At 38.8% G+C, this 24,636-nt stretch carries 21 protein-coding genes and 1 tRNA gene; 16 read left to right on the top strand and 6 right to left on the bottom strand.

What is annotated here, in order from left to right:
• A tRNA-Gln gene (locus DPX34_RS07095) sits at nt 1-75 on the top strand.
• Nucleotides 76-165: 90 nt separating this feature from the next.
• Here the strand turns inward: DPX34_RS07095 and DPX34_RS07090 are convergent.
• Nucleotides 166-549 (bottom strand): hypothetical protein, encoded by a 384-nt coding sequence (locus tag DPX34_RS07090; protein WP_232824685.1) that lies wholly within the window; start codon nt 547-549, stop codon nt 166-168.
• A gap of 34 nt (nt 550-583) precedes the next feature.
• Nucleotides 584-1,774 carry an FAD-dependent monooxygenase gene (locus DPX34_RS07085; RefSeq protein WP_111977714.1) on the bottom strand — a complete coding sequence of 397 codons (1,191 nt, stop codon included), beginning with the start codon at nt 1,772-1,774 and terminating at the stop codon, nt 584-586.
• 73 nt (nt 1,775-1,847) lie between these two features.
• Here DPX34_RS07085 and DPX34_RS07080 point away from each other — a divergent pair, with 73 nt between their 5' ends.
• The 7 genes from DPX34_RS07080 to lnt all read left to right on the top strand — a co-directional run bounded on the left by DPX34_RS07080 (nt 1,848) and on the right by lnt (nt 11,061).
• Nucleotides 1,848-2,282 carry a hypothetical protein gene (locus DPX34_RS07080; protein WP_111977713.1) on the top strand — a complete coding sequence of 145 codons (435 nt, stop codon included), beginning with the start codon at nt 1,848-1,850 and terminating at the stop codon, nt 2,280-2,282.
• A 28-nt stretch (nt 2,283-2,310) separates the two neighbouring features.
• Nucleotides 2,311-5,070: a ligand-binding sensor domain-containing protein gene (locus DPX34_RS07075; RefSeq protein WP_157964642.1), complete on the top strand. Its 2,760-nt coding sequence runs from the start codon at nt 2,311-2,313 to the stop codon at nt 5,068-5,070.
• Nucleotides 5,071-5,481: 411 nt separating this feature from the next.
• The gene (gene miaB / locus DPX34_RS07070) at nt 5,482-6,915 is read left to right on the top strand and encodes a tRNA (N6-isopentenyl adenosine(37)-C2)-methylthiotransferase MiaB (RefSeq protein ID WP_111977711.1); all 1,434 of its coding nucleotides are present in this window, start codon (nt 5,482-5,484) and stop codon (nt 6,913-6,915) included.
• Between the two features lie 11 nt (nt 6,916-6,926).
• Nucleotides 6,927-7,985: a PhoH family protein gene (locus DPX34_RS07065; RefSeq protein WP_111977710.1), complete on the top strand. Its 1,059-nt coding sequence runs from the start codon at nt 6,927-6,929 to the stop codon at nt 7,983-7,985.
• A complete protein-coding gene (ybeY, locus tag DPX34_RS07060) occupies nt 7,985-8,449 on the top strand; it encodes an rRNA maturation RNase YbeY (protein ID WP_111977709.1) in 465 nt (154 codons plus the stop codon). The genes DPX34_RS07065 and ybeY overlap by 1 nt, the downstream gene beginning before the upstream one ends.
• Nucleotides 8,450-8,580: 131 nt before the next feature.
• Nucleotides 8,581-9,462, top strand: a complete 882-nt coding sequence (locus DPX34_RS07055) for a CorC family transporter (RefSeq protein ID WP_111977708.1) — start codon at nt 8,581-8,583, stop codon at nt 9,460-9,462.
• 60 nt (nt 9,463-9,522) lie between these two features.
• Nucleotides 9,523-11,061, top strand: coding sequence for an apolipoprotein N-acyltransferase (gene lnt, locus DPX34_RS07050; RefSeq protein ID WP_111977707.1), 1,539 nt, complete (start codon nt 9,523-9,525; stop codon nt 11,059-11,061).
• Between the two features lie 41 nt (nt 11,062-11,102).
• Here the strand turns inward: lnt and DPX34_RS07045 are convergent, their stop codons facing one another.
• Nucleotides 11,103-11,576 (bottom strand): zinc ribbon-containing protein, encoded by a 474-nt coding sequence (locus DPX34_RS07045; protein ID WP_111977706.1) that lies wholly within the window; start codon nt 11,574-11,576, stop codon nt 11,103-11,105.
• Between the two features lie 315 nt (nt 11,577-11,891).
• On the opposite strand from DPX34_RS07045, the gene leuS reads away from it, so the two are divergent.
• The 8 genes from leuS to rodA are packed head-to-tail and all read left to right on the top strand — an operon-like array spanning nt 11,892 to nt 20,553.
• Nucleotides 11,892-14,483: a leucine--tRNA ligase gene (gene leuS, locus DPX34_RS07040; protein ID WP_111977705.1), complete on the top strand. Its 2,592-nt coding sequence runs from the start codon at nt 11,892-11,894 to the stop codon at nt 14,481-14,483.
• Nucleotides 14,484-14,984 carry an LPS-assembly lipoprotein LptE gene (locus tag DPX34_RS07035; protein ID WP_111977704.1) on the top strand — a complete coding sequence of 167 codons (501 nt, stop codon included), beginning with the start codon at nt 14,484-14,486 and terminating at the stop codon, nt 14,982-14,984.
• 8 nt (nt 14,985-14,992) lie between these two features.
• Nucleotides 14,993-16,036, top strand: a complete 1,044-nt coding sequence (holA, locus tag DPX34_RS07030) for a DNA polymerase III subunit delta (protein ID WP_111977703.1) — start codon at nt 14,993-14,995, stop codon at nt 16,034-16,036.
• 1 nt (nt 16,037) lies between these two features.
• On the top strand, nt 16,038-16,673 hold the full coding sequence (nadD, locus tag DPX34_RS07025; protein ID WP_111977702.1) for a nicotinate-nucleotide adenylyltransferase: 636 nt from the start codon (nt 16,038-16,040) through the stop codon (nt 16,671-16,673).
• A gap of 48 nt (nt 16,674-16,721) precedes the next feature.
• Complete coding sequence (gene rsfS / locus DPX34_RS07020; protein ID WP_111977701.1) at nt 16,722-17,039, top strand: ribosome silencing factor; 318 nt, start codon at nt 16,722-16,724, stop codon at nt 17,037-17,039.
• 15 nt (nt 17,040-17,054) lie between these two features.
• Nucleotides 17,055-17,525 carry a 23S rRNA (pseudouridine(1915)-N(3))-methyltransferase RlmH gene (gene rlmH / locus DPX34_RS07015; RefSeq protein ID WP_111977700.1) on the top strand — a complete coding sequence of 157 codons (471 nt, stop codon included), beginning with the start codon at nt 17,055-17,057 and terminating at the stop codon, nt 17,523-17,525.
• A 20-nt stretch (nt 17,526-17,545) separates the two neighbouring features.
• Nucleotides 17,546-19,453 (top strand): penicillin-binding protein 2, encoded by a 1,908-nt coding sequence (mrdA, locus tag DPX34_RS07010; protein WP_111977699.1) that lies wholly within the window; start codon nt 17,546-17,548, stop codon nt 19,451-19,453.
• Nucleotides 19,450-20,553, top strand: a complete 1,104-nt coding sequence (gene rodA, locus DPX34_RS07005; protein ID WP_111977698.1) for a rod shape-determining protein RodA — start codon at nt 19,450-19,452, stop codon at nt 20,551-20,553. The genes mrdA and rodA overlap by 4 nt, the downstream gene beginning before the upstream one ends.
• Before the next feature lie 371 nt (nt 20,554-20,924).
• Here the strand turns inward: rodA and DPX34_RS07000 are convergent, their stop codons facing one another.
• From DPX34_RS07000 to DPX34_RS06990, 3 genes are read right to left on the bottom strand one after another with little or no spacing between them, the layout of a single operon-like run.
• Nucleotides 20,925-23,009, bottom strand: coding sequence for a GumC family protein (locus DPX34_RS07000; RefSeq protein ID WP_111977697.1), 2,085 nt, complete (start codon nt 23,007-23,009; stop codon nt 20,925-20,927).
• 3 nt (nt 23,010-23,012) lie between these two features.
• Nucleotides 23,013-23,543 (bottom strand): polysaccharide biosynthesis/export family protein, encoded by a 531-nt coding sequence (locus DPX34_RS06995; protein ID WP_111977696.1) that lies wholly within the window; start codon nt 23,541-23,543, stop codon nt 23,013-23,015.
• Nucleotides 23,537-24,475, bottom strand: a complete 939-nt coding sequence (locus tag DPX34_RS06990) for a hypothetical protein (protein WP_157964641.1) — start codon at nt 24,473-24,475, stop codon at nt 23,537-23,539. The genes DPX34_RS06995 and DPX34_RS06990 overlap by 7 nt, the downstream gene beginning before the upstream one ends.
• Between the last annotated feature and the right edge of the window lie 161 nt (nt 24,476-24,636).

The following is a 24,636-nucleotide window of genomic DNA, read 5'->3' as shown; positions in this document are numbered from 1 at the left end:
TGGGATATCGCCAAGCGGTAAGGCAGCGGGTTTTGATCTCGCCATTCCCAGGTTCAAATCCTGGTATCCCAGCCACTTCTTTTCTTGTTTAATTCATCGAATAATTCTTATCTTTATCTAATATTTATATCTTTTTTATTAGCAATCGATTACGCAGTCTGTTATTTATTTTGCTTCCGCTTTCAGTTGCTTTATGCGAGCATTGTATTGATTTACTTTACATACTCGATATTGATCCGCCGCGTTACCTTCACTTTGATTTTCAAAAAATACCCGTCGGCATTGTGATTCCATAAATTGTTCATAAAATTTATTTGCTTTAATAAATTCAGATAAAATAGAATCTCGACCCGTTTGTTTAACCAGCTCATCTAACTCTAACTCTCGTCCTTGCACCCAAGCTTTATAAAATAACTCTGCTTTTTTTAATTTTTCATCCAAACAGATCGAATACTTAACCTTGCTGGAGCTCGCGTGTTGGCATTGTGCAACAATATCGTCAGATCTGTCGTCTGATTTATTAGCAGCGATAGAAATTGAGCTTTGCATAAGAACGAGAGTGACTATTAAAGATTTATACACATTAAACACACGTATTATTAAGACCTAAAGCGTATTTTAGCGCGGTTTGTTTGATTGGTGTTATTTTATTTATATTATTTAGCGTTAAACGGCGTACTGTTTTGAGTAATGGGTTGTTGTTACTGAATAATTTATAAGTTAAATCCATGCTTGTACTGGTTAGCCAGACATCTTGTTGTCTGTCTTTTAGATATTGATCCCACGTATTTTCTGCCGTTAAAGTGTGGTTATTGGCAATACAGGATTTTATAAACTGACTTGCTGCCGCAATATCTCGGATCCCTAAATTAACACCTTGACCAGCCAGAGGATGAATGCTGTGGGCAGCATCACCCACTAACAAGGCTCCACTTTTTGCTGGAGTATGAATCGTTTTGCGTGTTAACGGAAAGCTGGCCGCCTGTATAATCGTAAAGTCAGCGTTTAGGTGAGTAAATAAAGGGGTGATCACTGTTTTTAATTGAGTATGTGACAATGTTTTGTAATGTGCTATTTGCTCAGGCGTGTCATAAATAATTAAATTAGCAAAATGATCATAAAGTGGCAAAAAGGCGATGGGACCTTCAGGTCTAAATTCTTGCCATGTTTGGTTAAATTGCTCACTATGCGCTTGTGCTGCCATTTTCACCGTAATGGATAAACAGGCTTGACGATATTGCCAACGGGTTGATGTGAAATTTAATTGGTTAGCGACTTGAGAGCGTGAGCCATCTGCACCAATTACAAAAGGGGTGATGACTGTTTTGTTGTCTAGCGTTAATTGCCAATTATCGTCTTGTTTAACGATTTGTATTTGTTGGCTGAGCTCAATATCACAGGTGCAAGCTTTTAGTGCAGCTAGTTGTAAATGGTTGTTTTCAATAAAAGCACCTAACTTTGTTTCATTTATGTCAGATGCTTTAAATAGCAAACTCGCTCCACTACCTTCAAACCCTTTTAATTGATTATATTCTTGTATTCTTGTGGCGTTTAATTGTTGCCATACCCCTTGTTGTTTAAGCCACCGAATAGCACCTAGGTTGATTGCAGAAACCCGAGCTTGAGGTTCAGGGGTTGCGAAGTCAGCTGCAGTTGGCAATATTTTATCGATAAGTAAGATATTTATTTTTTCATCTTTAAGTGACGCCGCTAAGCTTGCGCCGACCATTCCTGCGCCTATAATTACAATATCGTAATAAAAATCAGTTGCCATTTGGTTATTCCTTAACTATTTTAGAAAGTGGTCAGTATGTCACTGGCTCAGACTATATTAAGGAGATAAGTCTATGGCAGCAACTGCTAAAGTATATGATTTTGATTTGGGATTTTCTCGTGTTTACGATGAAACCGTCTATCCAAATGACACATCGTTGATCCCGCAAACGGAACGCGCGACAGTAGCACGTTTAAATGCCGAATTATTATTACCGGATAATAGTATTTTGAAAGTCGATATGGACTTTGATAACCAAAGCGGCTATAACGGCACTGCCACTATTGTGATGGATGATGATGGCGCGCAGATGATTGCAGATGCTTTTTCATTTCGTTATGGTGATGCGGCAGGTCAAGAAATTTTAACTAAATGGCATAACCGAGAAAACAAGGATGATCCACGTAAACCTACATTCTTATTTGTTAAAAAACCCGAGAAAGAAGGTGGCATGCCTAAAGTCTTTGTTGCGTGCGGCAGTCGCAACCACAGAAATATTAATTTCTAAGTTAAATTCTTTTTTATGTCAGGCTTTTTTGTGCCTGACATTTATCATTTTATCCACTTTATCATTCTGTAGCACCGCACAAGAGAGTCGCTTATTCAGTTATTCAGATATCTATGATATCGAACAAGATCAAAATGGCACCATGTGGTTTGCTCGTCAATCGGGCTTATATCAATATGATGGCGTCGAGATTAGGAATGTTTTATCTGCTTTACCTGATAGACCTTTTGATTGGGCTCACCAAATAGCGACATTAAATAATCAAGTCTATGTTGCGACTGAAAAATCCGGTGTTTGGCAAGTTGATGTGCTATCTAGGCAGGCTGAATTACTTTTGTCTTACGATATTGTTCAGCACAGTGTTGAATATGTCGCTATACAACAAGAACAATTACTTGCGTTAACAAAGTCTCAATTATTTTATTATCAATTGAATGATAAATCTTTTCGTTCAGTCGACTTACCTGAAGGGCATTGGCATCTATTAGTCTCTGATAAATTGACTTATATTTATTCAGGAACTGAAATATACCAAGTGCTTAATGAAAAATTAACGCGAGTTTATACAGGGCCAATAAATAGCGCTATTTTAGTTGATGATGAACTTGTTATCGCAAGCTTGGATCAACTTTGCAAGCTGCAATCTAATTCCCCAATCTGTATAGCAACTGCCGAACCCATTCTTAATATGCTCCCTAGTCGAGATCCTCGGCTTTTTTGGACAATTACCGAAAATAATGTTTTACAAGCGAGATTAAAACTAACGCTCGCGGCTACTTCATCTTATGCAGTGCCGATCACACAAGGCGATTTTGTGCATACGCTATTTGAAGATGAGCATGCCGTTTTATGGATCGCCGGTAATTCAGGTTTGTATAAATATACGGCTGATCAATATGAACCTTTAGATATTCAATATGATAACCCCGTCAAATATAATTATATGACGTTATTTACACATGATCATTCAGTGTATCTAGGCTCTTATGGTGCGGGGGTATATCAAATTGATACACAAACTAAATTGAGCCAAGCAATGCCGTTGCTCAATGCGCAATTACCGACGCCTTATGCTAAGCGCATTGCGAAAATATTAATGTGGGAAGGGTTGTTTTATATCATTACGTTTGATGGCGTTTATACTTTTTCGCTTGAAACTAAAGTGTTATTAAAAATAGATGCGACCCCAAGTGATGTCTATTTAACGGGCATGATCACCGATGATATATTGTATGTCGGTTCAAATCATCGCGGGATCTTGCGTTATGACCTCAATTCGGCAAAATGGTTAAGCCCAATCAATCGAGAAACGCATCAATTGCCAGCCAATGAGATCATCGATATTTATAAAGATGAGCGTAATCGATTTTGGTATGCCACCTCACAAGGCCTTGTTTTAGATCGTAATAATCGTTCGGCATTACAGGTTTTATCTTTACCCACTACGTATAAATATATTTGTATCACTGAAAGTTATCAAAAAATGTATGTCGGCACGTTAGGTGATGGTGTTTTGGTATTAGATCATGAAGGTAAGATCATTAATCAATTTTTGGCGGGTAAGGTGGTATATGGGTTTACGCTAAAAGATAATGATTTATGGGTTAGTACGCAAAGTGGTTTATACCGTGTTAATACGATGATTGATGAAGTACACCTTGTGAATAATACGGAAAACTGGGATGTAAATGCCAGCGTCGCTATTGTGGATAACATGCTTTATGTGCCAACAATGCGAGGATTAATAAGATTACCGATTGCATCTCAATCGGCAAGTAACCCTAATGTGATTGTTTCATCGGTTACAACCATACGAGGTATAGAATACAATGTTAATGATGTTTTTCTAGAATCTAGCAAAGAACTAATCAGTTTACGTTTAGCGGTGCTCGATTTTAGAAATTTAGGCAATCATAAATTTAGATATCGCATTGGCCAAAATAAATGGCAAATTATTGCGGGTAACACGTTGTCGTTGACTGGTTTAGAAAGCGGTGAGCATATTCTAGAAATTCAAGGGACTGACTCGTTAGGTTACTGGAGTGCAAAAGATGTACTTTTTAAAATCACAGTACAGCCTTTATGGTATTTAAGTAAGCTCAGTTTATTTATTTATGCTGGGGCTATATTTGCCATGTTGGTTTCGGCAATCTGGTATTTCAATGTGCGAGCACATAGTTTACGCAGCGCAAAAAAATTAATTCATAGCGAATTATTGCTGAAACAAAAAACAGATTCGTTGATTAATTTGAACTTAAAACAAATTAAAGCCTTAACTGAAGAGCCGATAAACGAAGATACTTTAGCTCAAATAGCGGAGCTAACTCAGGTTTCTTTACAGCAATTAGCCATTAAAAATAGGCAAGGGGTGCCTGATACTATAGGTAGCCGCAGTATCGAAACGGCGGTTCCTATTTTAGTGGATTATTTAGAGCGCGAGTTTAACTGCAAAGTGAATGCACAGGTCACTTTACCTGAATCTTTAGAATATGAAATGCAAGCGGATATATATAGAGCATTATATGAGATCGCGCATCTGTCTATATTTGAAGCACGAAGTCGAAATATTGATCTTGTTTTGCGTTATTACAATGAAAAAATTTGGTTGATTTGCCATGATGATGGTGCCAACTTTTCTAAATTAAACACCCATATAAATATTGATGTGGGCATGCTTTTACTCAAGCAGATCGCTGATAAATATCAATCTCGACTGGAGTTTAGTCGCCGTAAATCGCATGGGAACTCGATTACGCTTGCGATCCATACCAAAATAAGTCAAATGTAATAAGCGAAAACAGCGACTAATTGATTTTTGTATAGTCAAAGCGATCGGGTTTTAGGGGGCAGGTTTCTAGTTCCAGACGAAACCGAAGTACTTACATCCATGTAAGCAAAGCAGTCAAAGCTACCGCGTCCTGCTCTCGCCCCTTACCTGCATCCATGCAGGCAAGCTTCCAGACGCCATGAGCATATGCTCTATTATGTGATTGGGTGAGTAAGCGCTGACAATGAACCATAAAACCTGAGCGAGAAGACTATATCTCGTTATTTCCCCATTACTTGTCATTCATCTCGCTATATATCTATTTCGTTTTGTCAGTGCTTAAATATTCTGCCTAGAGCATGGTCAGCGGGGTTTTATCTAGGTACAATACGCGGCTTATAATTTGGTTTTGGTTATTTTTTGGGCGATTGAATGAGTAAAAAACTTTTCATTAAAACTTGGGGCTGTCAGATGAACGAGTATGACTCGCAAAAGATGGCGGAGTTATTAGATTCAACCCACGGTTTTAAATTAGCAGAAGAAGCAGAAGACGCAGATGTTATATTATTAAACACTTGCTCTATTCGTGAAAAAGCACAAGAAAAAGTATTCCACCAGCTTGGCCGTTGGAAAAACCTGAAAGATGCAAAACCTGATCTGGTTATTGGTGTTGGTGGCTGTGTCGCTTCACAAGAAGGTGATGTTATCCGTCAACGTGCGCCATTTGTTGATATTGTGTTTGGTCCACAAACATTACATCGTTTACCTGAAATGATAAATCAAGTTAAAGGAAACGATACTTCAATTGTCGATATTAGTTTTCCTGAAATTGAAAAATTTGATCATTTACCCGAGCCTAAGTCTGAAGGGCCTAGTGCGTTTGTATCTATCATGGAAGGTTGTTCGAAGTATTGTACTTTCTGTGTTGTTCCATACACCCGTGGTGAAGAAGTCTCTCGTCCGGTTGATGATGTGCTTTACGAAATTGCCCAATTAGCAGAGCAAGGCGTACGTGAAGTTAACTTGCTTGGGCAGAATGTAAATGCTTATCGTTACGATCAAGATGATGGCTCTGAATGTCATTTCTCTGAATTATTACATTTAGTTGCTTCGATTGATGGTATTGACCGCATTCGTTATACAACTTCTCATCCGGTTGAATTTACCGACGATATTATTGAAGCTTATGCGACGATCCCTGAATTAGTTGATCATTTACATTTGCCTGTTCAATCGGGGGCTGATCGTATTTTAACCATGATGAAACGTGGCCATACCGCAATCGAATACAAATCTAAAATTCGAAAATTGCGTAAAGTGAGACCTAATTTATGTATGTCGTCTGACTTTATTATTGGTTTTCCGGGTGAAACCAAAGCCGATTTTGAAGCGACTATGGATTTAATCAGTTCGGTGGGCTTTGATATGAGCTTTAGCTTTATTTATAGCGCACGCCCAGGCACACCAGCAGCTGATTTACCGGATGATGTTGAAGAAAGCGAGAAAAAACAACGTTTATACCTATTACAACAACGAATTAATCAGCAGTCGCAAGATATAGCTAGAAAAATGCTTGATACTGAACAGCGTATTCTTGTTGAAGGTCCATCTAAGAAAAATCCAATGGAATTGCGCGGTCGTACTGAAAATAATCGAGTCGTCAACTTTGAAGCGCCTCACCACGTGATTGGCCAATTTGTTGATGTGAAAATTGTCGATGTCTTTTCTAATTCTTTACGTGGTGAGTTTATTCGTGGTGAAGATGAAATGAATTTGCGTGTAGCGGTTGCTCCTTCTGAAATACTAGCTCGTTCACCTGAGTCTGAAGGCGCCCATGGCGCAACGGTTTATAACCCTTCTATATAAAAGAGTATATTTTGACCCATAAAATAGAAACATTAGCGTTATTTTTAGAACCTTCTGATAACAAGCGTTTGGCCTGTTTGTGTGGGCCATTTGACGATAACTTGAAGCACATTGGTCGTCGTTTAGGTGTTGAAATTACTTATCGTCAAAATGAATTTAAAATTGTAGGTAAACACCACACGGTTATCGCGACTGCTGATTTACTTAAAAGCTTATACGTAGAAACTCAGCCAGTTAAAGGTCAATTACCTGATATTAAGCCCGAACAAATTCATTTGGCTATTCAGGCCTTAAAAGTGCTTGAGCAATCTGAAGATGAAGAGTTTGTTGGTGCTGAAACATTTATCAAAACTAAACGTGGTGTTGTTAAACCCCGCAACCCTAATCAAGGCCAATATGTTAGCAATATCTTAAATCATGATATTACGTTTGGTGTAGGCCCTGCGGGTACGGGTAAAACATACCTTGCCGTTGCCTGTGCCGTTGATGCTTTAGAGCGTCAAGACGTCCGACGTATTTTATTAACTCGACCTGCTGTTGAAGCGGGTGAGAAGTTAGGTTTTTTACCGGGTGATTTATCACAAAAAGTCGATCCTTATTTACGCCCCCTTTATGACGCATTATTTGAAATGCTAGGCTTTGAAAAAGTTGAGCGTTTAATTGAACGCAATATTATTGAAATAGCCCCACTGGCTTATATGCGTGGCCGAACGTTAAATGATGCATTTATCATTTTGGATGAAAGCCAGAATACGACGTTAGAGCAAATGAAAATGTTTTTAACGCGTATTGGGTTTAACTCTAAAGCGGTTATAACCGGTGATGTGACGCAAATTGATTTACCTCGAGGGGCGCGTTCTGGTTTACGCCATGCTATTGAAGTTTTACAAGATGTTGAAGATATTAGCTTTAATTTTTTCCAATCTCATGATGTTGTAAGGCACCCTGTTGTGCAGCGTATTGTGGTTGCGTATGACAAGTGGGATGAAAAAGATCAACGTGAGCAAGTTGAAAAAGCACAAGCCAGAGAAGCTGAAAAACAAGCTTATTTGGCTGCAGGCAAAGCCTAATGCTTGATTTAGATTTACAAATTGCGGGTGAATTTTCCTCTATTCCTCAGTTTGAGCAATTTGAAAAATGGGTGGTAGCGGTTCTTGATGCTGAATCTATAACACGAGATATCGAATTAACCATTCGATTAGTTGAAAATACTGAAAGCCAGTCTTTAAATGCGCAGTACCGAGGTAAAGATAAGCCGACTAATGTGTTGTCATTTCCTTTTGAAGGCCCTGCCGGAATTGAGTTGCCTTTATTAGGTGATTTAATTATCAGTGTTGAGGTTGTTAAACAAGAAGCGATAGCGCAAGATAAGCCGCTAGAAGCACATTGGGCGCACATGGTGATTCACGGATGTTTGCATTTACTTGGCTATGATCACATTGAAGAACACGAAGCAGAGCAGATGGAACAAAAAGAACGTGACATTTTAGCTTGTTTTTCTATTGTTGACCCTTATTTACATGATGAGCTTTAACTAAAAAGAACGTTTATTAATGCGAGTCAGTACCGATAAGTATATTCATTTTATGAAATATGACTTGTTGTTACTTTTAATTACGGGTTATATAAACAATTAATTAATATAAATGGAGACATTGAGGCGCAATGAGCGAAGATAACCCTCACTCTAGCAACGGTTCTTCTCAGAAAACTTGGTTAGAAAAAATTGGCCAAATTTTTGCTGGAGAACCTAAAAATAAAGAAGATTTACAAGAAATCTTTGGTGTTGCTACTGAACGATCAGTAATCGATAACGAAACAAAACTGATGATCGATGGCGTTTTAGATATATCTGAAATGCGTGTTCGCGATATCATGATCCCACGCTCACAGATGGTGACAATTAATTTAAGCCAATCTGTCGATGAATTTTTACCGATAATTATTAAATCTGCGCACTCGCGTTTTCCGGTTGTGAGTGAAGATAAAGATCATGTTGAAGGTTTTTTACTCGCAAAAGATTTATTACCTTACGGATTTAAGCAAGAAAGTGACGATGTCGCGATCGCTAATTTATTACGCCCAGCTGTTATTGTGCCTGAAAGTAAGCGCGTTGATGCCATGCTTAACGAATTTAAAGCCAAACATTCGCACATGGCCGTTGTTGTTGACGAATTTGGTGGTGTTTCAGGGCTCGTAACAATTGAAGATATTTTAGAGCTAATTGTGGGTGATATTGAAGACGAACATGACGTTGAAGACCCAGACCCAGATGACATACGCAAAGTGGGTGATCGTTTATTTTCTGTGGCGGCATTAACAACCATTGAAGAATTTAATACCTATTTTTCTGAAAGTTTCTTAGATGATGACGCTGATACCATTGGTGGCATGGTGGTGCATAGTTTTGGCTATTTACCTGAACGGGGCGAAATTACCGAAATTTTAGGTTATCAATTTAAAGTGACTAATGCGGATTCGCGTCGTATTTTGCAATTACAAGTGACTGCACCCAAAACGAGCCAGGGCTGCGCAGAAGAGAACTAATACATGATTTTTATTTTAAGTGTTTTTATCTTAATTGATAATGTATTTGAGCGTTAACACATGAAATTCCATCCAAATTGGCTTTTACCCTTACTCATTATTGTTGGTGTATTAAGCCCTTTTGCGTTTTCTCCACACGATGTTTGGTTTTTACCTTTTGTACAGTTTTTTATTTTACTTTTTGCTATTGAAAAGTGGCCAACATTGTCTGGTTTTAAAGCGGGATTGGCTTTTGGTTTAGGTTGGTTTGCTTCTGGTATTAGCTGGGTGCATATAAGTTTAGATCAGTTTGGCGGCTTGCCTTTGTTGGTCACATTAGCACTCATGTTAGTGTTGAGCTTATATTTAGCTTTGTTTTTTGCGGGCGCAACGTGGTTATCGTGTCGCTTTAGCCCTTATTTTTTTGCCAGTCGTGTTGCCTTTTTCCCCTTTTCTTTTGCGTTATTTGAATGGTTGCGAAGTTGGTTTTTCACCGGATTTCCTTGGTTATCTGTTGGCTACAGTCAATTAGACAGCCCTATGCAGGTTTTTGCGCCTTTAATTGGCGAATACGGGACTAGTTTTGTTCTCATTTTATTGGTTGCCGTGGTTGTTTTATTACTATGTCGTTTGCAGTATAAACAAGGCGCAATAGTCGTATTAGTCAGTTTAACCCTGATACCGCTCATGCAATTGATCAATTGGCAAGAAGGGGTCATTAAGCATGCTAATGTCACGCTAGTACAAGGTAACATTAAGCAAGAAAACCGTTGGATGCCAGAAAAAATGTGGCCAACGATGAATAAGTATCGAGATTTAAGTCGGCCCTATTACAATAGTTCCGATATTATTATTTGGCCTGAAGCGGCTGTCCCAGTTATTGAAAAGCATGCGGAAGATTATTTAGTATCGATTGACAATGCACTTGGCTATCAAAATTCAGCGTTGATCACGGGGGTTGTCGATTATAATTTTGATAGTGAAAACTATTTTAATAGTTTGATAGTACTTGGAAAAGCCGATCCTAATGCGAGCTCAACTCAGTATACCTATAATCACCCTAATCGTTATTCAAAACATCACTTATTGCCTATAGGTGAGTTTGTCCCTTTTCAAGAATTATTGCGGCCTATCGCGCCTTTATTTGATTTACCGCACTCTTCGTTTAAACGTGGTGACTATGTACAACCCAATATTGTAGCCAATGGTTTTTCTATTTTATCAGCTATTTGTTATGAAATTGTTTTTCCAGAACAAATTAGAGCTAACATTACTTCCGAAACTGATTTTATTTTAACCGTGAGCAATGATGCTTGGTTTGGCCATTCCGTTGGCCCGCATCAGCATTTACAAATAGCGCGTATGCGAGCTTTAGAATTTGCACTACCTGTTGTTAGAGTCACTAATAATGGCTTAACGGCTATCGCTGATGAAACGGGCGGTATCGTTGCAAAGGCTCCGCAGTTTGAAGAATCGGTTTTACAATATAAATTACCTATTTCACGTAGCCAAACGCCTTATACCGTTTGGGGAAATAACCCTATATACCTCTTTATCTGTATTGCCTTTTTGTATGTTGGGTTTAGGTATAAAAATCACATAGCAAAACGCTGCGGTTAGGCTAAACCCGATCAGGCTACTTGTTTCGATTTTTCTATAGGCTAGTTGGTTTTGATGTAGTGCTGATGATTACAATTTGCACATGGTGCTAGCTTTTGCACATATTCAATGGTTTTAGTGGCGGCACAGTGTTGACATTGGAGCTCTCCAATGGCTATTTCTTCACCCGCACTATAAATACCATCATGCTGAAAATCACTGGCTAAGTTGCGCCATTCTAATTGGGTGTTATCTGTTATTTGTGCGAGGGTATGCCATAAGTGATCATTTAACGATCTTACATAAGCAGATTCTTTTAATTCGGCTCGATAATCTTGATAAAAAGTCAATAAATCACGTTGTAGCCACTTAACTTGTTCTTGTGCATCTTCGGTGTTTACACTGATCCCTGTTTGGGCCCAGTCTTTAAGCAAGTCGATACCCTCGACAATGTCTTTAACTTCGTGTTGCTCTATATCATTTAGCCAATTGTCGAATTTTTGTATTAATTTTTGATAAGTATTTAATTCACTCATGTTACATCCCTCAAAATATGACTGACTATTTAGGCTTATTATATAGTGTAGTGCAATATTGCATTTTCAACGCTGAAAAGACATTAACCGTATACAGTTAGACCTGTGCAGATTTACTAATCTAGGGTATTATAGACGGCATTTTTATTAGGTCTGATCACGAACTTTAAAACATAAGTCTGTTAAATACTTTATTGCGACATTGATACGCAAAACGCTTGAGTTGCCAAGTGAGTAATTTGAGTGAGTATTAAACATGGCTAAACGTGATCTAGGCTCATCAGCATAACAGTTAATTTGGTCGGATAAGTATTCATGCAAGAGTTATATAACCCACAGGCAATAGAACAAGAAGTACAAACATATTGGGAAGAAAACAAGACTTTCGAAGTAAAAGTCGACCCTGATAAAGAGAAATTTTATTGTTTATCTATGTTTCCTTATCCAAGTGGCAAGCTTCATATGGGGCATGTACGTAACTATACCTTGGGTGATGTGATCTCTCGTTACCAACGTATGCAAGGTAAAAATGTAATGCAACCTATGGGTTGGGATTCATTTGGTTTACCCGCTGAAAACGCAGCGATAAAAAATGACACGGCTCCGGCTAAATGGACATATGCCAATATTGATGAAATGAAGCGTCAACTTAAACAATTGGGTTTTGGTTACGATTGGAAACGAGAAATAGCCACTTGTACGCCTGAATATTATCGTTGGGAACAATGGTTTTTTACCAAGCTTTATGAAAAAGGCTTAGTGTATAAAAAAATGTCTACGGTTAATTGGGATCCGGTTGATCAAACGGTATTGGCTAATGAGCAAGTTGTTGATGGACGAGGTTGGCGTTCTGGTGCTTTAGTTGAACAGAAAAAAATTCCACAGTGGTTTGTGAAAATCACTGATTATGCAGAAGATTTATTAAAAGATTTAGATCAATTAGATGGCTGGCCTGAACAAGTTAAAACGATGCAACGTAACTGGATTGGTCGTTCTGAAGGTTTAGAAATCGATTTTCATATTGCGCAAATTAAACAAGATTTTACGGTTTATACCACACGTCCTGATACCGTTATGGGTGTTACTTATGTCGCCCTTGCTGCGCAGCATCCTATTTGCTTAGCTGCGGCTAAAGAAAATGCTGAATTAGCCGACTTCATCGAAGAATGTAAAAATACGAAAGTTGCTGAAGCCGATATGGCAACAATGGATAAAAAAGGTGTCTTTACCGGACTCACGGCGACTCATCCTTTAACGGGTGAAGAAGTACAAGTTTGGGCTGCTAATTTTGTCCTTATGGACTACGGCACGGGTGCGGTTATGTCTGTTCCTGGCCATGACCAACGTGACTATGAATTTGCGTTAAATTACGGTTTAGACATTAAACAGGTTATTCAACCTACAGACGAAAGTGAAAGCATCGCAGATATATCAAAAGCGGCGTTTACCGAACGGGGTGTTCTCGTTAACTCTGGTGAATTTGATGGTTTAGATTTTGATGCTGCTTTTAAAGCCATCGCCGCTAAACTTGAATCACTAGGCAAAGGTAAAATTACCGTTAATTATCGTTTACGTGATTGGGGTGTTTCACGCCAACGTTATTGGGGCGCGCCAATTCCAATCATTAATTTGGCCAACGGTGATGCCGTTGCGGTACCAGAAGACCAGTTACCGGTTATTTTACCTGAAGACGTGCAAATGGACGGTGTTACATCGCCAATAAAATCTGATCCAGAATGGGCTAAAACAACCTACCAAGGTGAAGAGGCATTACGTGAAACTGATACTTTTGATACCTTTATGGAATCAAGCTGGTATTACGCTCGTTATTGCAGTGCTGATAGTGATACACAAATGCTAGATCCAGCCCAAGCCAATTATTGGTTACCGGTTGATCATTACGTTGGTGGTATTGAGCACGCTATTTTACATTTACTTTATGCTCGTTTCTTTCACAAACTATTACGTGATGTGGGCTTGGTGGATTCTGACGAACCCTTTAAGCGTTTATTGTGTCAAGGCATGGTATTAGCAGAAACCTTTTATCGCGAAGATGAGAACGGTGGAAAGTCATGGTATTCACCTGCTGATATCGATTTAGAATATGATGAAAAAGGTGGCGTAGCCAAAGCCATTTATAAACCAGACGGTAAAGAAGTTTTACCGGCTGGTGTGACCAAAATGTCAAAGTCAAAAAATAATGGTATTGACCCGCAGCAAGTTATTGATACTTATGGTGCAGATACCGTTCGCTTGTTTATGATGTTTACTGCACCGCCTGAGCAAACACTTGAATGGTCTGATTCAGGTGTTGAAGGCGCACATCGATTTGTTAAGCGCTTATGGCGTGCGGTGTTTGAGCATACTGAGTTAGGTGTGGTTGCCGCGCTAGACACAACTAAATTAACCGCTAAACAAAAACAATTACGTCGAGAAGTGCATAAAGCCATCGCTAAAGTGAGTGATGATATGGGGCGTCGTCATACGTTCAATACCGCTATTGCTGCAACAATGGAATTACTTAATCGTTTAGTTAAAGCAGATAACAAAGATGAGCAAGATCGCGCGATCTTGCAAGAAGCTTATGAAGCCATCACGTTATTACTGACGCCTATTACTCCTCATTTATCTCATGCCTTGTGGCAAGCTTTAGGTCATGACTCTAAGGTTGAAGTTGCGCCTTGGCCGATTGCCGATGAAAGTGCGTTAGTTGAAGATGAAAAGTTGATTATCGTGCAAGTCAACGGCAAGTTGCGTGCAAAAATAACCGTACCAGCCGATGCGAGCCAAGAGTTTGTGCAAGGTTTGGCTGATGCAGAAGAGAATGTAACTAAATTTACTGATGGTAAAACGATACGTAAAGTTATTTATATTCCAGGTAAGCTTTTAAATATAGTTGCTAACTAAATGCCGCTTTTTGCAATGGCTTATAATGCTAAACTCATTAGCACGGTACTGCTAATGGGTTTAGTTGTTTCTTGTGGTTTTCAATTACGTGGTAGTTATCAAATTCCTATTTATTTGAAAAGCATCTGCTTAAACACACCCAGTGAAAACTTGTTGGCTAAATCTTTAACTAAAAGACTTAAGCAAAATAGTGTTGCGGTGGATCAGCCAGAATCATGTGCCAATCTTGATATTGTTAACGAACATTTAGATCGCCGTACGCTTTCTTTGTTTCCGAATGGTCAAGTGGCAGAGTATGAACTGATTTATAAAGTGACATTTGCTGTTCATTTAGCGCCGCATCCTGAGCAACGTTATACCATTGAAATTCTAAGAGACTACCAAGATAATCCTAACGCTGTATTAGCTAAAAACCGTGAACGCGATCTTATTTTACAAGAAATGAGAATAGATGCGGCCGATCGTATTGTTCGTCAACTTTCTTCAGTCCGGTTTTATTAAGGCATTTTATGCGGATCTACTTTAACCAACTTGAAAAGCAATTAAAACAATCATTACCCAATGTAATTATGGTATTTGGTGATGAGCCTTTTCAGTTACAAAGTGCGCTAGATCGTATCCGACAGGTGGCTAAAGAGCAGGGATGTGAAGAACGAGTGCGTTGGACGCATGATAATCAATTTAATTGGCAGTTATTACTAGATGAAGCTCAAGCGTTATCATTATTCGCGACAAAAAAATTAATTGAATTGGAAATTCCAACCGCTAAACCGGGGCGTGAAGGCAGCAAAATACTGCAAGCCTGGGCTGAACTTGCTGATAACGAACATATCTTATTATTGTGGGGCGGCAAGTTAGGGCGTGAGCAAACCAATAGCAAGTGGTTTAAGTTGTTAGATAAAACGGCTTGGTATATTCCTGTTTACGATATTGAGCGTGAACAACTTCCTAATTGGTTAAGGCAACAATGCCAACAGCAAGGGTTGAATATTACGCATAATGCGATTGGGTTATTAGCGCATTTATTTGAAGGTAATTTACTCAGTGCATCACAAGAGATCACCCGGCTTAGTTTGATATTTCCAAATCAAGAAATTGATGTAAAAGAAATACGTCATGCTGTTTCTGACCAATCCCGTTTTACGGTTTTTCAATTGGTTGATGATTTACTTGAGGGTAAATTTGAACAAGCAATGCATATATTGCAACGCTTAGAAGGTGAAGAGTTAGAGCCGGTGATCATCAGCTGGGCTTTACAAAAAGAAGCTGATACTTTAACGCAATTACAACTGGCTAAACAACAAGGCCAAAGTATAGAGGCTACCTTTAAAAGCTTACGCATCTGGCAACAAAAGCAGGCCGCTTATAAACAAGCATTACAACGTCTTGATTTGCCAACGCTCGAGACTATTTTAATGTCGCTTGCGCACTTTGATATGCAATATAAAACCTCGGGTATAAAAAATCCTTACACGTTGCTAGCGCATTGCTGTTTACTTTTTGGTGCTGATCCTCGATTGATCAAATTAACATCTAAAATTGTAGCGGCTTAAAATGAAACCTATTCTATTATTCGGGGGCACTTTTGACCCTATCCATTTTGGTCATATTCAACCGGCTCTTGAAATCGCCGAAGCTTTAGATGCTGAGCACGTTTGCCTATTACCTAATCGTATACCGCCACATAAAGCAACGCCAAATATTGCTGATCAAGACCGCTTAAATATGTGTGAGCTCGTGGTCGAAATGTTTGACTGTTTTAGCGTTAATGATATGGAATTACGCGCAGAACGTGTTTCTTATACATATGATTCTTTGGTCGAGTTATCAACACATTATGGAAAACAGCCGCTATGTTTTGTTATTGGTATGGATTCATTAAACACATTGCATACATGGCATAACTGGCAACACCTTACTGAATTTGCCCATCTTATTGTGATGAAACGCGGCGGGTGTGAAATGCAATTAACCCCCGAGGTACGTGATTGGTTAGCATTACGTAAAACAACGAAAATAAACGATATACACGATAAGCCCAATGGGCATGTTTTGTTATTTGATACGTCCGAGTTGATGATTTCATCAACTTATATCAAGCAGCGATTTAATCAAAAATTAGATTGTCGTTGCTTAATTCCGGCACCCGTAAATGATTACATAGTGCAACAGCAGTTATACCAAAATTAATGTAGAGTGGATTTACTTAATTTTAATTAAATTTGGAGTTTAGTTATTTTGCAAACGAATGAACTTTTAGGCTTTGTTACCGATAAGATTGATGATTTAAAAGGCCGAGATGTTGAAGTAATCGATGTATCTGAGAAGTCGACTATTATGGACACGATTGTTGTGTGTTCTGGGAATTCTAAAACGCATGTTAAATCGATTGCCGGCCATGTTGCAACCGAAGCTAAAAACGCCGGCATTGCGCCGTTAGGTGTTGAAGGTTCGAGTGTGGGTGAGTGGGTGTTAGTGGATTTTGGTTTTATTGTATTACACGTGATGTTAGACGATACACGTGAGTTTTATCAGCTTGAACAGCTTTGGCAATAAAGTTGATTTAAGCGTATGAAGATACAAATGATAGCGGTTGGCAGCAAAATGCCGAGTTGGGTCACGACCGGTTTTTCTGAATATCAACGACGTTTTCCGCGTGATTGTAGCTTAGAATTAATGGAAATAAACGCGGGTAAGCGGGGTAAAAATGCAGATATTACGCGTATATTAGCAAAAGAAGGAGAGAGCACCTTAGCGGCTATTCCTAAAGGCAATCGTATTGTTACACTTGAAGTAACCGGTAAACCTTGGGATACCCATGATCTTGCTAAACAGCTTGATGTTTGGCAGCATGATGGACGTGATGTCAGCTTGCTGATCGGTGGACCAGAAGGTTTAGCGCCTAAATGTATTGCCGCATCAGAACAAAAATGGTCATTATCGCCTTTGACTTTGCCTCATCCTCTTGTGCGTATTGTGGTAGCAGAAAGCTTATATCGGGCTTGGAGCTTAAACAATAATCATCCTTATCACCGCGAATAAAATTTAGGTTAGTAATTGCTATGTGGATTAAACGACGAATTGCGATAAAAGATCATGCTGCAGAAGCTAATCTTTTTGCTCGTCGAGCAATTATCGCCTTAATTTTGGTTGTGATAATGGTGGGGTTGTTACTGTCGAATTTATATAACTTACAAGTTAATAAATACAGTGATTATCAAACACGTGCCGACGGCAATCGAATTAAGGTTCAACCCGTAGCCCCTAACCGCGGTTTGATCTTTGATACCCAAGGTGTGTTACTTGCCAAAAATACGCCCGTTCATAGCTTAGATATTATCGCTGAAGATGTGAAAGATATTGATGCTTTATTAGTGCGTATTAAAACACTAATTGAGGTATCAGCCGATCAGGAGAAATCATTTCGTCGAGCCTTAAAACAAAACCGACGACGCCGATTTAAACCTATTTCGCTTATCGACCGTTTAACGGATAAACAAACCGCAATCATTGCGGTCAACCAGCATTTATTAGATGGTGTGTTAATCGACGCCCGTTTAAAGCGAGATTACCCTTATGCTGATTTATTAACCCATGCGCTAGGGTATGTGGCAAAAATTAACCCTAAAGATGCCGCTAGAATTGAAGCGGATGGCCTAGATGCTAATTATGCGGCAACACGTGATATTGGTAAATTAGGTTTAGAAAAATATTACCAAAATTTATTGCATGGTGACATTGGCTATCGCAAAGTTGAAGTTAATAGCCGAGGGCGGGTACTAAGAGAAATGGAATCTCAAGCGCCAACGCCGGGTAATAACCTGCACCTGCATTTAGATATTGAATTGCAAAAAGTGGCTCAACAGCAATTATTGGGGAACCGTGGTGCCGTTGTTGTGCTAAATGCGGTGAATAACGGTATTTTAGCATTGTATTCAAATCCGAGTTACGATCCTAATTTATTTGTTCATGGCATCAGCAGTAAAAATTATAATGCATTACTGGCTTCAAAAGACCGTCCATTAATAAACCGAAGTACTCAAGGGCAGTATCCGCCTGCATCAACCATTAAACCATTGATAGGCCTTCTCGGCTTGGAGCAAGGTTTAATAACCGAAAAAACCAAGATGTGGGATCCTGGGTATTATCAAATCAATGATCTTGAGCATAAATATCGAGATTGGAAGAAATGGGGTCACGGGCATGTGGATATATATAAGTCACTGGAAGAATCGTGTGACACTTTTTTTTATGATTTAGCGTTAAGATTGGGGGTTGATGCTATTTCAGAAAAAATGGTTAAGTTTGGTTTCGGTGAAATGACCGGCGTTGATATATTTGAAGAGTCTTCTGCTAATATGCCTTCTCGTGCCTGGAAAGCCGGGCGTTTTCGTCAAAGTTGGTACGCAGGTGATACGGTATCAATTGGTATTGGCCAAGGCTACTGGACTTCTACACCATTGCAAATTGCATTAGCAACCAGTGTTTTGGCGAACGAAGGACAATTTTTTGAACCTAAGTTATTAAATGCCATTGAATCGTCAACCGGAAAAATTAACTCGCCCGCGCAAGATCGGCCTCCGATTGTGTTGAAGCACCCTAATAATTGGAAAATAATAAAACGAGCGATGCGCAATACCGTTGAAAAACCAACGGGTACTGCACATAAAGCATTTGTTGATACGACTTATCAAGCCGCCGGTAAAACAGGAACAGGGCAGGTTATTGCAATCGCCCAAGATGCAGAGTATGACAAAGATAAAATAGCAGAACGGCATCGAGATAATGCGTTATTTGTTGGCTTTGCTCCCTTTGATAACCCTAAAATTGTCGTTGCTATTGTGGTTGAAAATGCCGGTGGTGGCAGTTCTAATGCCGCACCTATTGCTCGACAAATTATGGATACTTATTTTGCTAAACATCCTTTAGCCGCTGATTCTTTAATCCCCATTCTGAGTCCATTACCATGAGAAATGAAGAGTCTAGAAATATTTGGCGCCGTATTCATTTAGATTTGCCTTTATTATCAGGGTTATTAGCGCTTATGTTATTAGGTTTGATCGTGATCTATAGTGCAGGCGGTCAAGATATAGCGCTCATTTATCGCCAAGTCACACGTTTAGGCATTGGCCTTGTTGTGATGTTATTTGTTGCGCAAATTCCCCCCGCGTTTTATCAACGCTGGGCGGTACCCCTCTTTTTAGTGGGGTGCGGAATGTTGATTGCCGTATTGTTGTATGGTCATGTTGGTAAAGGTGCCCAGCGCTGGCTTGATTTAGGGGTGACTAAATTTCAACCGTCTGAAATTATGAAGCTGGCTGTTCCAATTATGATTGCCTGGTTTATTAGCCGTAAACCTATTCCTGCTACCTTAACCGATACGTTTATTGGTTTAGCTTTAGTGATGATCCCCACATTACTCATTGCTAAACAACCTGATTTAGGTACTTCTTTATTAATTGCGGCGTCTGGTTTATTTGTTCTTTTTTTAGCCGGGTTAAGCTGGCGCTTAATTTTTGCTTTTATTCTTTCGATGTCTGCATTTATGCCTGTCATGTGGTTTTTTATCATGCATAACTATCAAAAACAGCGGGTATTAACGTTTCTTGATCCTGAAACCGATCCTTTGGGCACTGGCTACCATATTATTCAGTCGCAAATCGCGATTGGTTCTGGAGGCAAAACGGGTAAAGGTTGGCTTGAAGGTACACAATCGCAACTCGAATTTTTACCAGAGCGGCATACCGATTTTATTTTTGCTGTGTTTAGTGAAGAGTTTGGTTTATTTGGCATTTTGGTTTTGCTTGCTATCTATCTTTATATTGTGGGACGAGGCATGACTATTGCTATCCGAGCCCAAGATTCCTTTACCAAGTTACTGGCTGGCAGTATTACGTTGACCTTTTTTGTTTATGTGTTTGTGAACATTGGTATGGTATCTGGCTTGTTGCCGGTGGTGGGGGTACCGTTACCCCTTGTGAGTTATGGAGGAACATCAATGGTAACGTTGATGGCGGCATTTGGCGTTTTAATGGCGATCAGTACTCATCGACGATTTTTACAGCAATAACTTTTTTAAGCTTAAACCAAAACGCGTATATGGGTTTATACTCAAGTAACTTCAAGATGCTCGTTCAGAGCCCTTGAGCGATTTTAATTCTAGGCGTATTAATGCAGGAATGGCATTCCCTTTCAAGTTAATACAACACAGAAGTAATATCGCTCAAGGGCTCCGTTCCGGTGGGTTTTAAATTGATTTATGCGGTGTTAAACAGGCTTAATTTAACCCGTTAAACTTGCACCTGTTTGCCTTGCCTACAGGACGTAGGTACTTAGCGAGAGCAGGATGCGGAAGCTGTGCCTAAATCAATTTAAATTCCCACTGAATCCTGCATCTTGCAGTCACTTGAGTATAAGGGTTTTACGGGGAGACATTCGGGTTTACACTTTTGCTTCTGAATAATTTCCGGCTGTGCTGCCGTAGTAGTAACGAGAGCTGTCATTCTTAATTTGATTTAAAATAATGCCTTTAATCTTAGTATCGGAATGTTTTAATAATTGTAAATCGTGATTAAGTTTGGCAACTGAATTTTTGGTTACGTCAGTCACTAAAATCAATCCATCAACATACTTACTCACTAATAAAGCATCACTCACTGATAGAATCGGTGGGCATTCTAAAATGACTCTATCGTATTTAGTTTGCAATACCTGTAGTAATCGCTCAAAGCGCTTGTGAGATAAAAATAACAACGGATTTTTAGGTTTGACGCCAGAGGGAAGGACATCGGCATTGAGCTTTAAATCATAAAATTTACATTCATCAAAAAGATGAGTCTGTGCCATTAAGTTAGTTAAACCAATGCGATCTTTGGGTTGGCCTAATGCAACGGCAATGGAAGGCGCACGCAAATCGGCATCAATAATTATGACTTTCTCTAATTCACCAAATGATTTTGCTAACTGCAAGCACGTCGTAGATTTACCTTCATGAGGCATAAGTGAGCTTATCGCAATTAATTTTTGGTTACTGAGCGTTCTATCTAAAGCAAATTTGGTTCGTATTGCATGAATACACTCTTGGTAAATTTCAAAATATTTTCCTGATCCCATTAAAATAGGGAGTTCTTTATTTTTTCGTTTTAATTTTAGCCTTGGTAATTCGCCAATCACTTTATAGCCATTATGAATGACTATTTGCCTATAGCGCATATGCACATCTGATATAAAACGCCAACCGATTACAATAACAATCGCCAGCATAAGGCCGAGCATAAAAGATAATACCGCTATTAACGCTTTTTTAGGTTTTATCGGGTGAGTTGGTATCACAGCAGGATCGATCACGACTAACCCCATCGAATGATCAATATCTTTTAATAAATCGAGTTCGGTTTTTTTAGACGTTATAGATTCTAATAGCTGCGTATTAGCATCCAGCACACGAACGACTTTTTTTAATTCGATATCTTTATTTATGGCATCTTCTAATTGTTGGTTTATTTCAATTTGTTTGGCTTTTATGCTTGAAATGAGTATCGCTAATTCAGTTTCTCGTGCTTTAAACCTCAAGGCTAAATTATTGAGTGCATGTGTGATTTGAACTTCAGTGTCAGAAATTTTATTAGCAGTTTCGATATACTTGGGGTGTTTGTATAAATAACGTAATTTAATTTGCGAAAGTTCAGTTTTTTGAATCGCTAGATCTTGGAGTAATTTTTTTAATAAAGGCGACTCGGCTAATTCGTGATTTGGATGAATAATACTGGGATCTGCTTGTGCTGCGGCTACTTTTTTGTTTAGTCGACTTAGGTTATCTTGCTCTTTTTCTAATGTACGTAATTCATTGTGTAATAGTTGTATCTCTCGTTTAAGCTGTGAAACAAAGCTAGTGATATCGACTACGCCATTTTTATTTTTTAAAGCGTTAAGTACATCTTCTTTTATTTGGACATTAGCTTTAACTTCGGCAATTTTTGCATCTAGCCAATCACTATTTTTCTCACCGCGTGGTTGCATCATTTTAGCTTGGTAAGAAATAAAATACTCAACAATACGGTTAACGACAATCGCAGTAAACTCAGGGTCATGGCTTTGGAATGAAAGCTCAATTAAATTACTGCCCTTGCTTAAGTTGACACTTAGGTTGTTTTGGATCGTGCCACTGTGCCAAGTGCTTGATGGTGTATTTGGGTGGTAGCTGAGTGGCGGTTTTATTAGCTCGGCTATTTCGTTGGCAAATTGGTGTGATTTTAATAGCTTTATGATGGTATCCATTTCATTATTATCGGATCCCATACTCGGTAATAATGATTTAAGTGGATTAACGCCCTTGTCACTTTTAACCATAATCGTGGTGGTGGCTTGGTATACGGTTGGCAGTTTTTGTAATACGACCAAACCCGCTGCAAATACCACTGAGGTGATCAGTAAGATAAACCACTTTTTTATCCACAGGTAAGAGATTAACTCCGATAAGTCAATTTCATCGTCTGCATGTTTAAAGTTGCCTTCGTACTGATTCATGGCTTAAAAAAAGCTCTTATCAATTTTAATTATATCACCAGGTAAAATTATCGTATTCGCATCTGCGGTAAAGGTTTGTTTATCGGTTCCTCGTTGAATTGTCCACTTAGTGCGCGATGCTCTGTCTTTTAACCCGCCAGACAGTGCGACGACTTGCTCTAATGTGATATCGGGTTGGTATTTATAACTTCCAGGGTTGCGCACTTCACCGTAAATGAAAAACGGGCGGTAATCGGTTACCTGTATAGAGACATTAGGTGTCACTAAATAGCCGTTTTTTAACAAGTTTTCTAACATCTCTTTGGCATTAAATTGAGTTAATCCGGCTATGTGAACACTGCCCAGTAACGGAAAGTCTATTTTTCCTTGTTGGCTTATTTGGCCATCAAATGCGAGATCAGTTTCTTGATAGACTTTAATTTTAAGGTGATCTCCCGGACCAAATTGATAACGGTGACCTAATTCATCAGCCGATATCGCAGTCGAGCAAAAGCAGAGCCACAAAAAGCAGATTAATAATCTATTTTTTACCATGTGCAGCCCAAATTAAAGCTGACCTTATTTTGATCTCTGCGGCTATTTAAGTGGCTATCATCAAATGTTGAATTTTCTATATTTAAGGTACTCGTTAAATAGTCCAATATTTGCCAATGCCAATTTAATTGAATAGCTTGGCGTTTAATGCCTCTTTGATTGTTGTCAAAAATAATCTTATTAACCTCTAGGTTCATACTTAATTGATGATCACTACTGAGTTTTGTGATGAGGCTTGCACTGTGTTGTGTTCTTATTTGTGTTAATGTTTCTTGAGAGTACGCGACTTCTGATCGTTTATAGGTCTGCAGGTTTAATGCCAAGTATTCATAAATGTTCCATTTATCAGTTACTTGCCAGTAATGTCCGCTTTGTTTGCTGTCTCCAGTGCGATCAAATCCCCCCGCTAAAAAATGTAATTGGTGATTACCACCTGCTTTAGTCAAAAAACCGCCGCCGATTTTATCTATATTTGACTTGGAGTCAGCTCTTGATTCTGTACTTGACCCTAGATCAACGAGTAAGTAGGTGTCTTCTGAGACTTTATGTCCATATAAAAAATCGATGCCCAACGAGCTTATTTCACTCTTGATTTGTGCAGGGTTGCTGAGTACTCGATTAGCTTGATCGAGACTAACATCAATAAAGCGTTGATTGGGTGAACGCCCAAGCTTTAAGTTTACACCTGATGTTTGTGTTTCGATCTGACTCAACGCTTTATTGCTAACAAACTCCGCATTATTTTGACCTGGTAAGCTATAGTTAACTTGTTTAGATAAATGAACATTAACATTAGAGTAATCAGATAAAAAAATACGCAATTGAGGTGTCAGTGCATATTGACTTGAATTTAAATGAGATTCGTTTACAAAATTACTTCGTGTATAAGTAAGGGGTATTTTAAGGCCATAGCCTTCAAAAAGTTTAAGCAATGAGTAATTAACCAAAAGTTTATTACTTTGATCGCTGATTTTATCTTTGGGGTGATTGTATATATTACTACTATGATCAAATGTTAGAGAACTAACTAAAGTATTGATTTCCTTATCCCAAACAGTGTTTGCACTTACCTTGTTACTTAACAACATTAGCC

The sequence above is a fragment of the Algibacillus agarilyticus genome, assembly GCF_003286125.1.
GTDB classification, from domain to species: Bacteria; Pseudomonadota; Gammaproteobacteria; order Enterobacterales; family Alteromonadaceae; genus Algibacillus; species Algibacillus agarilyticus.
Note: the sequence above shows the minus strand (reverse complement) of the source record. Positions and strands in the feature narration are given on the sequence as shown.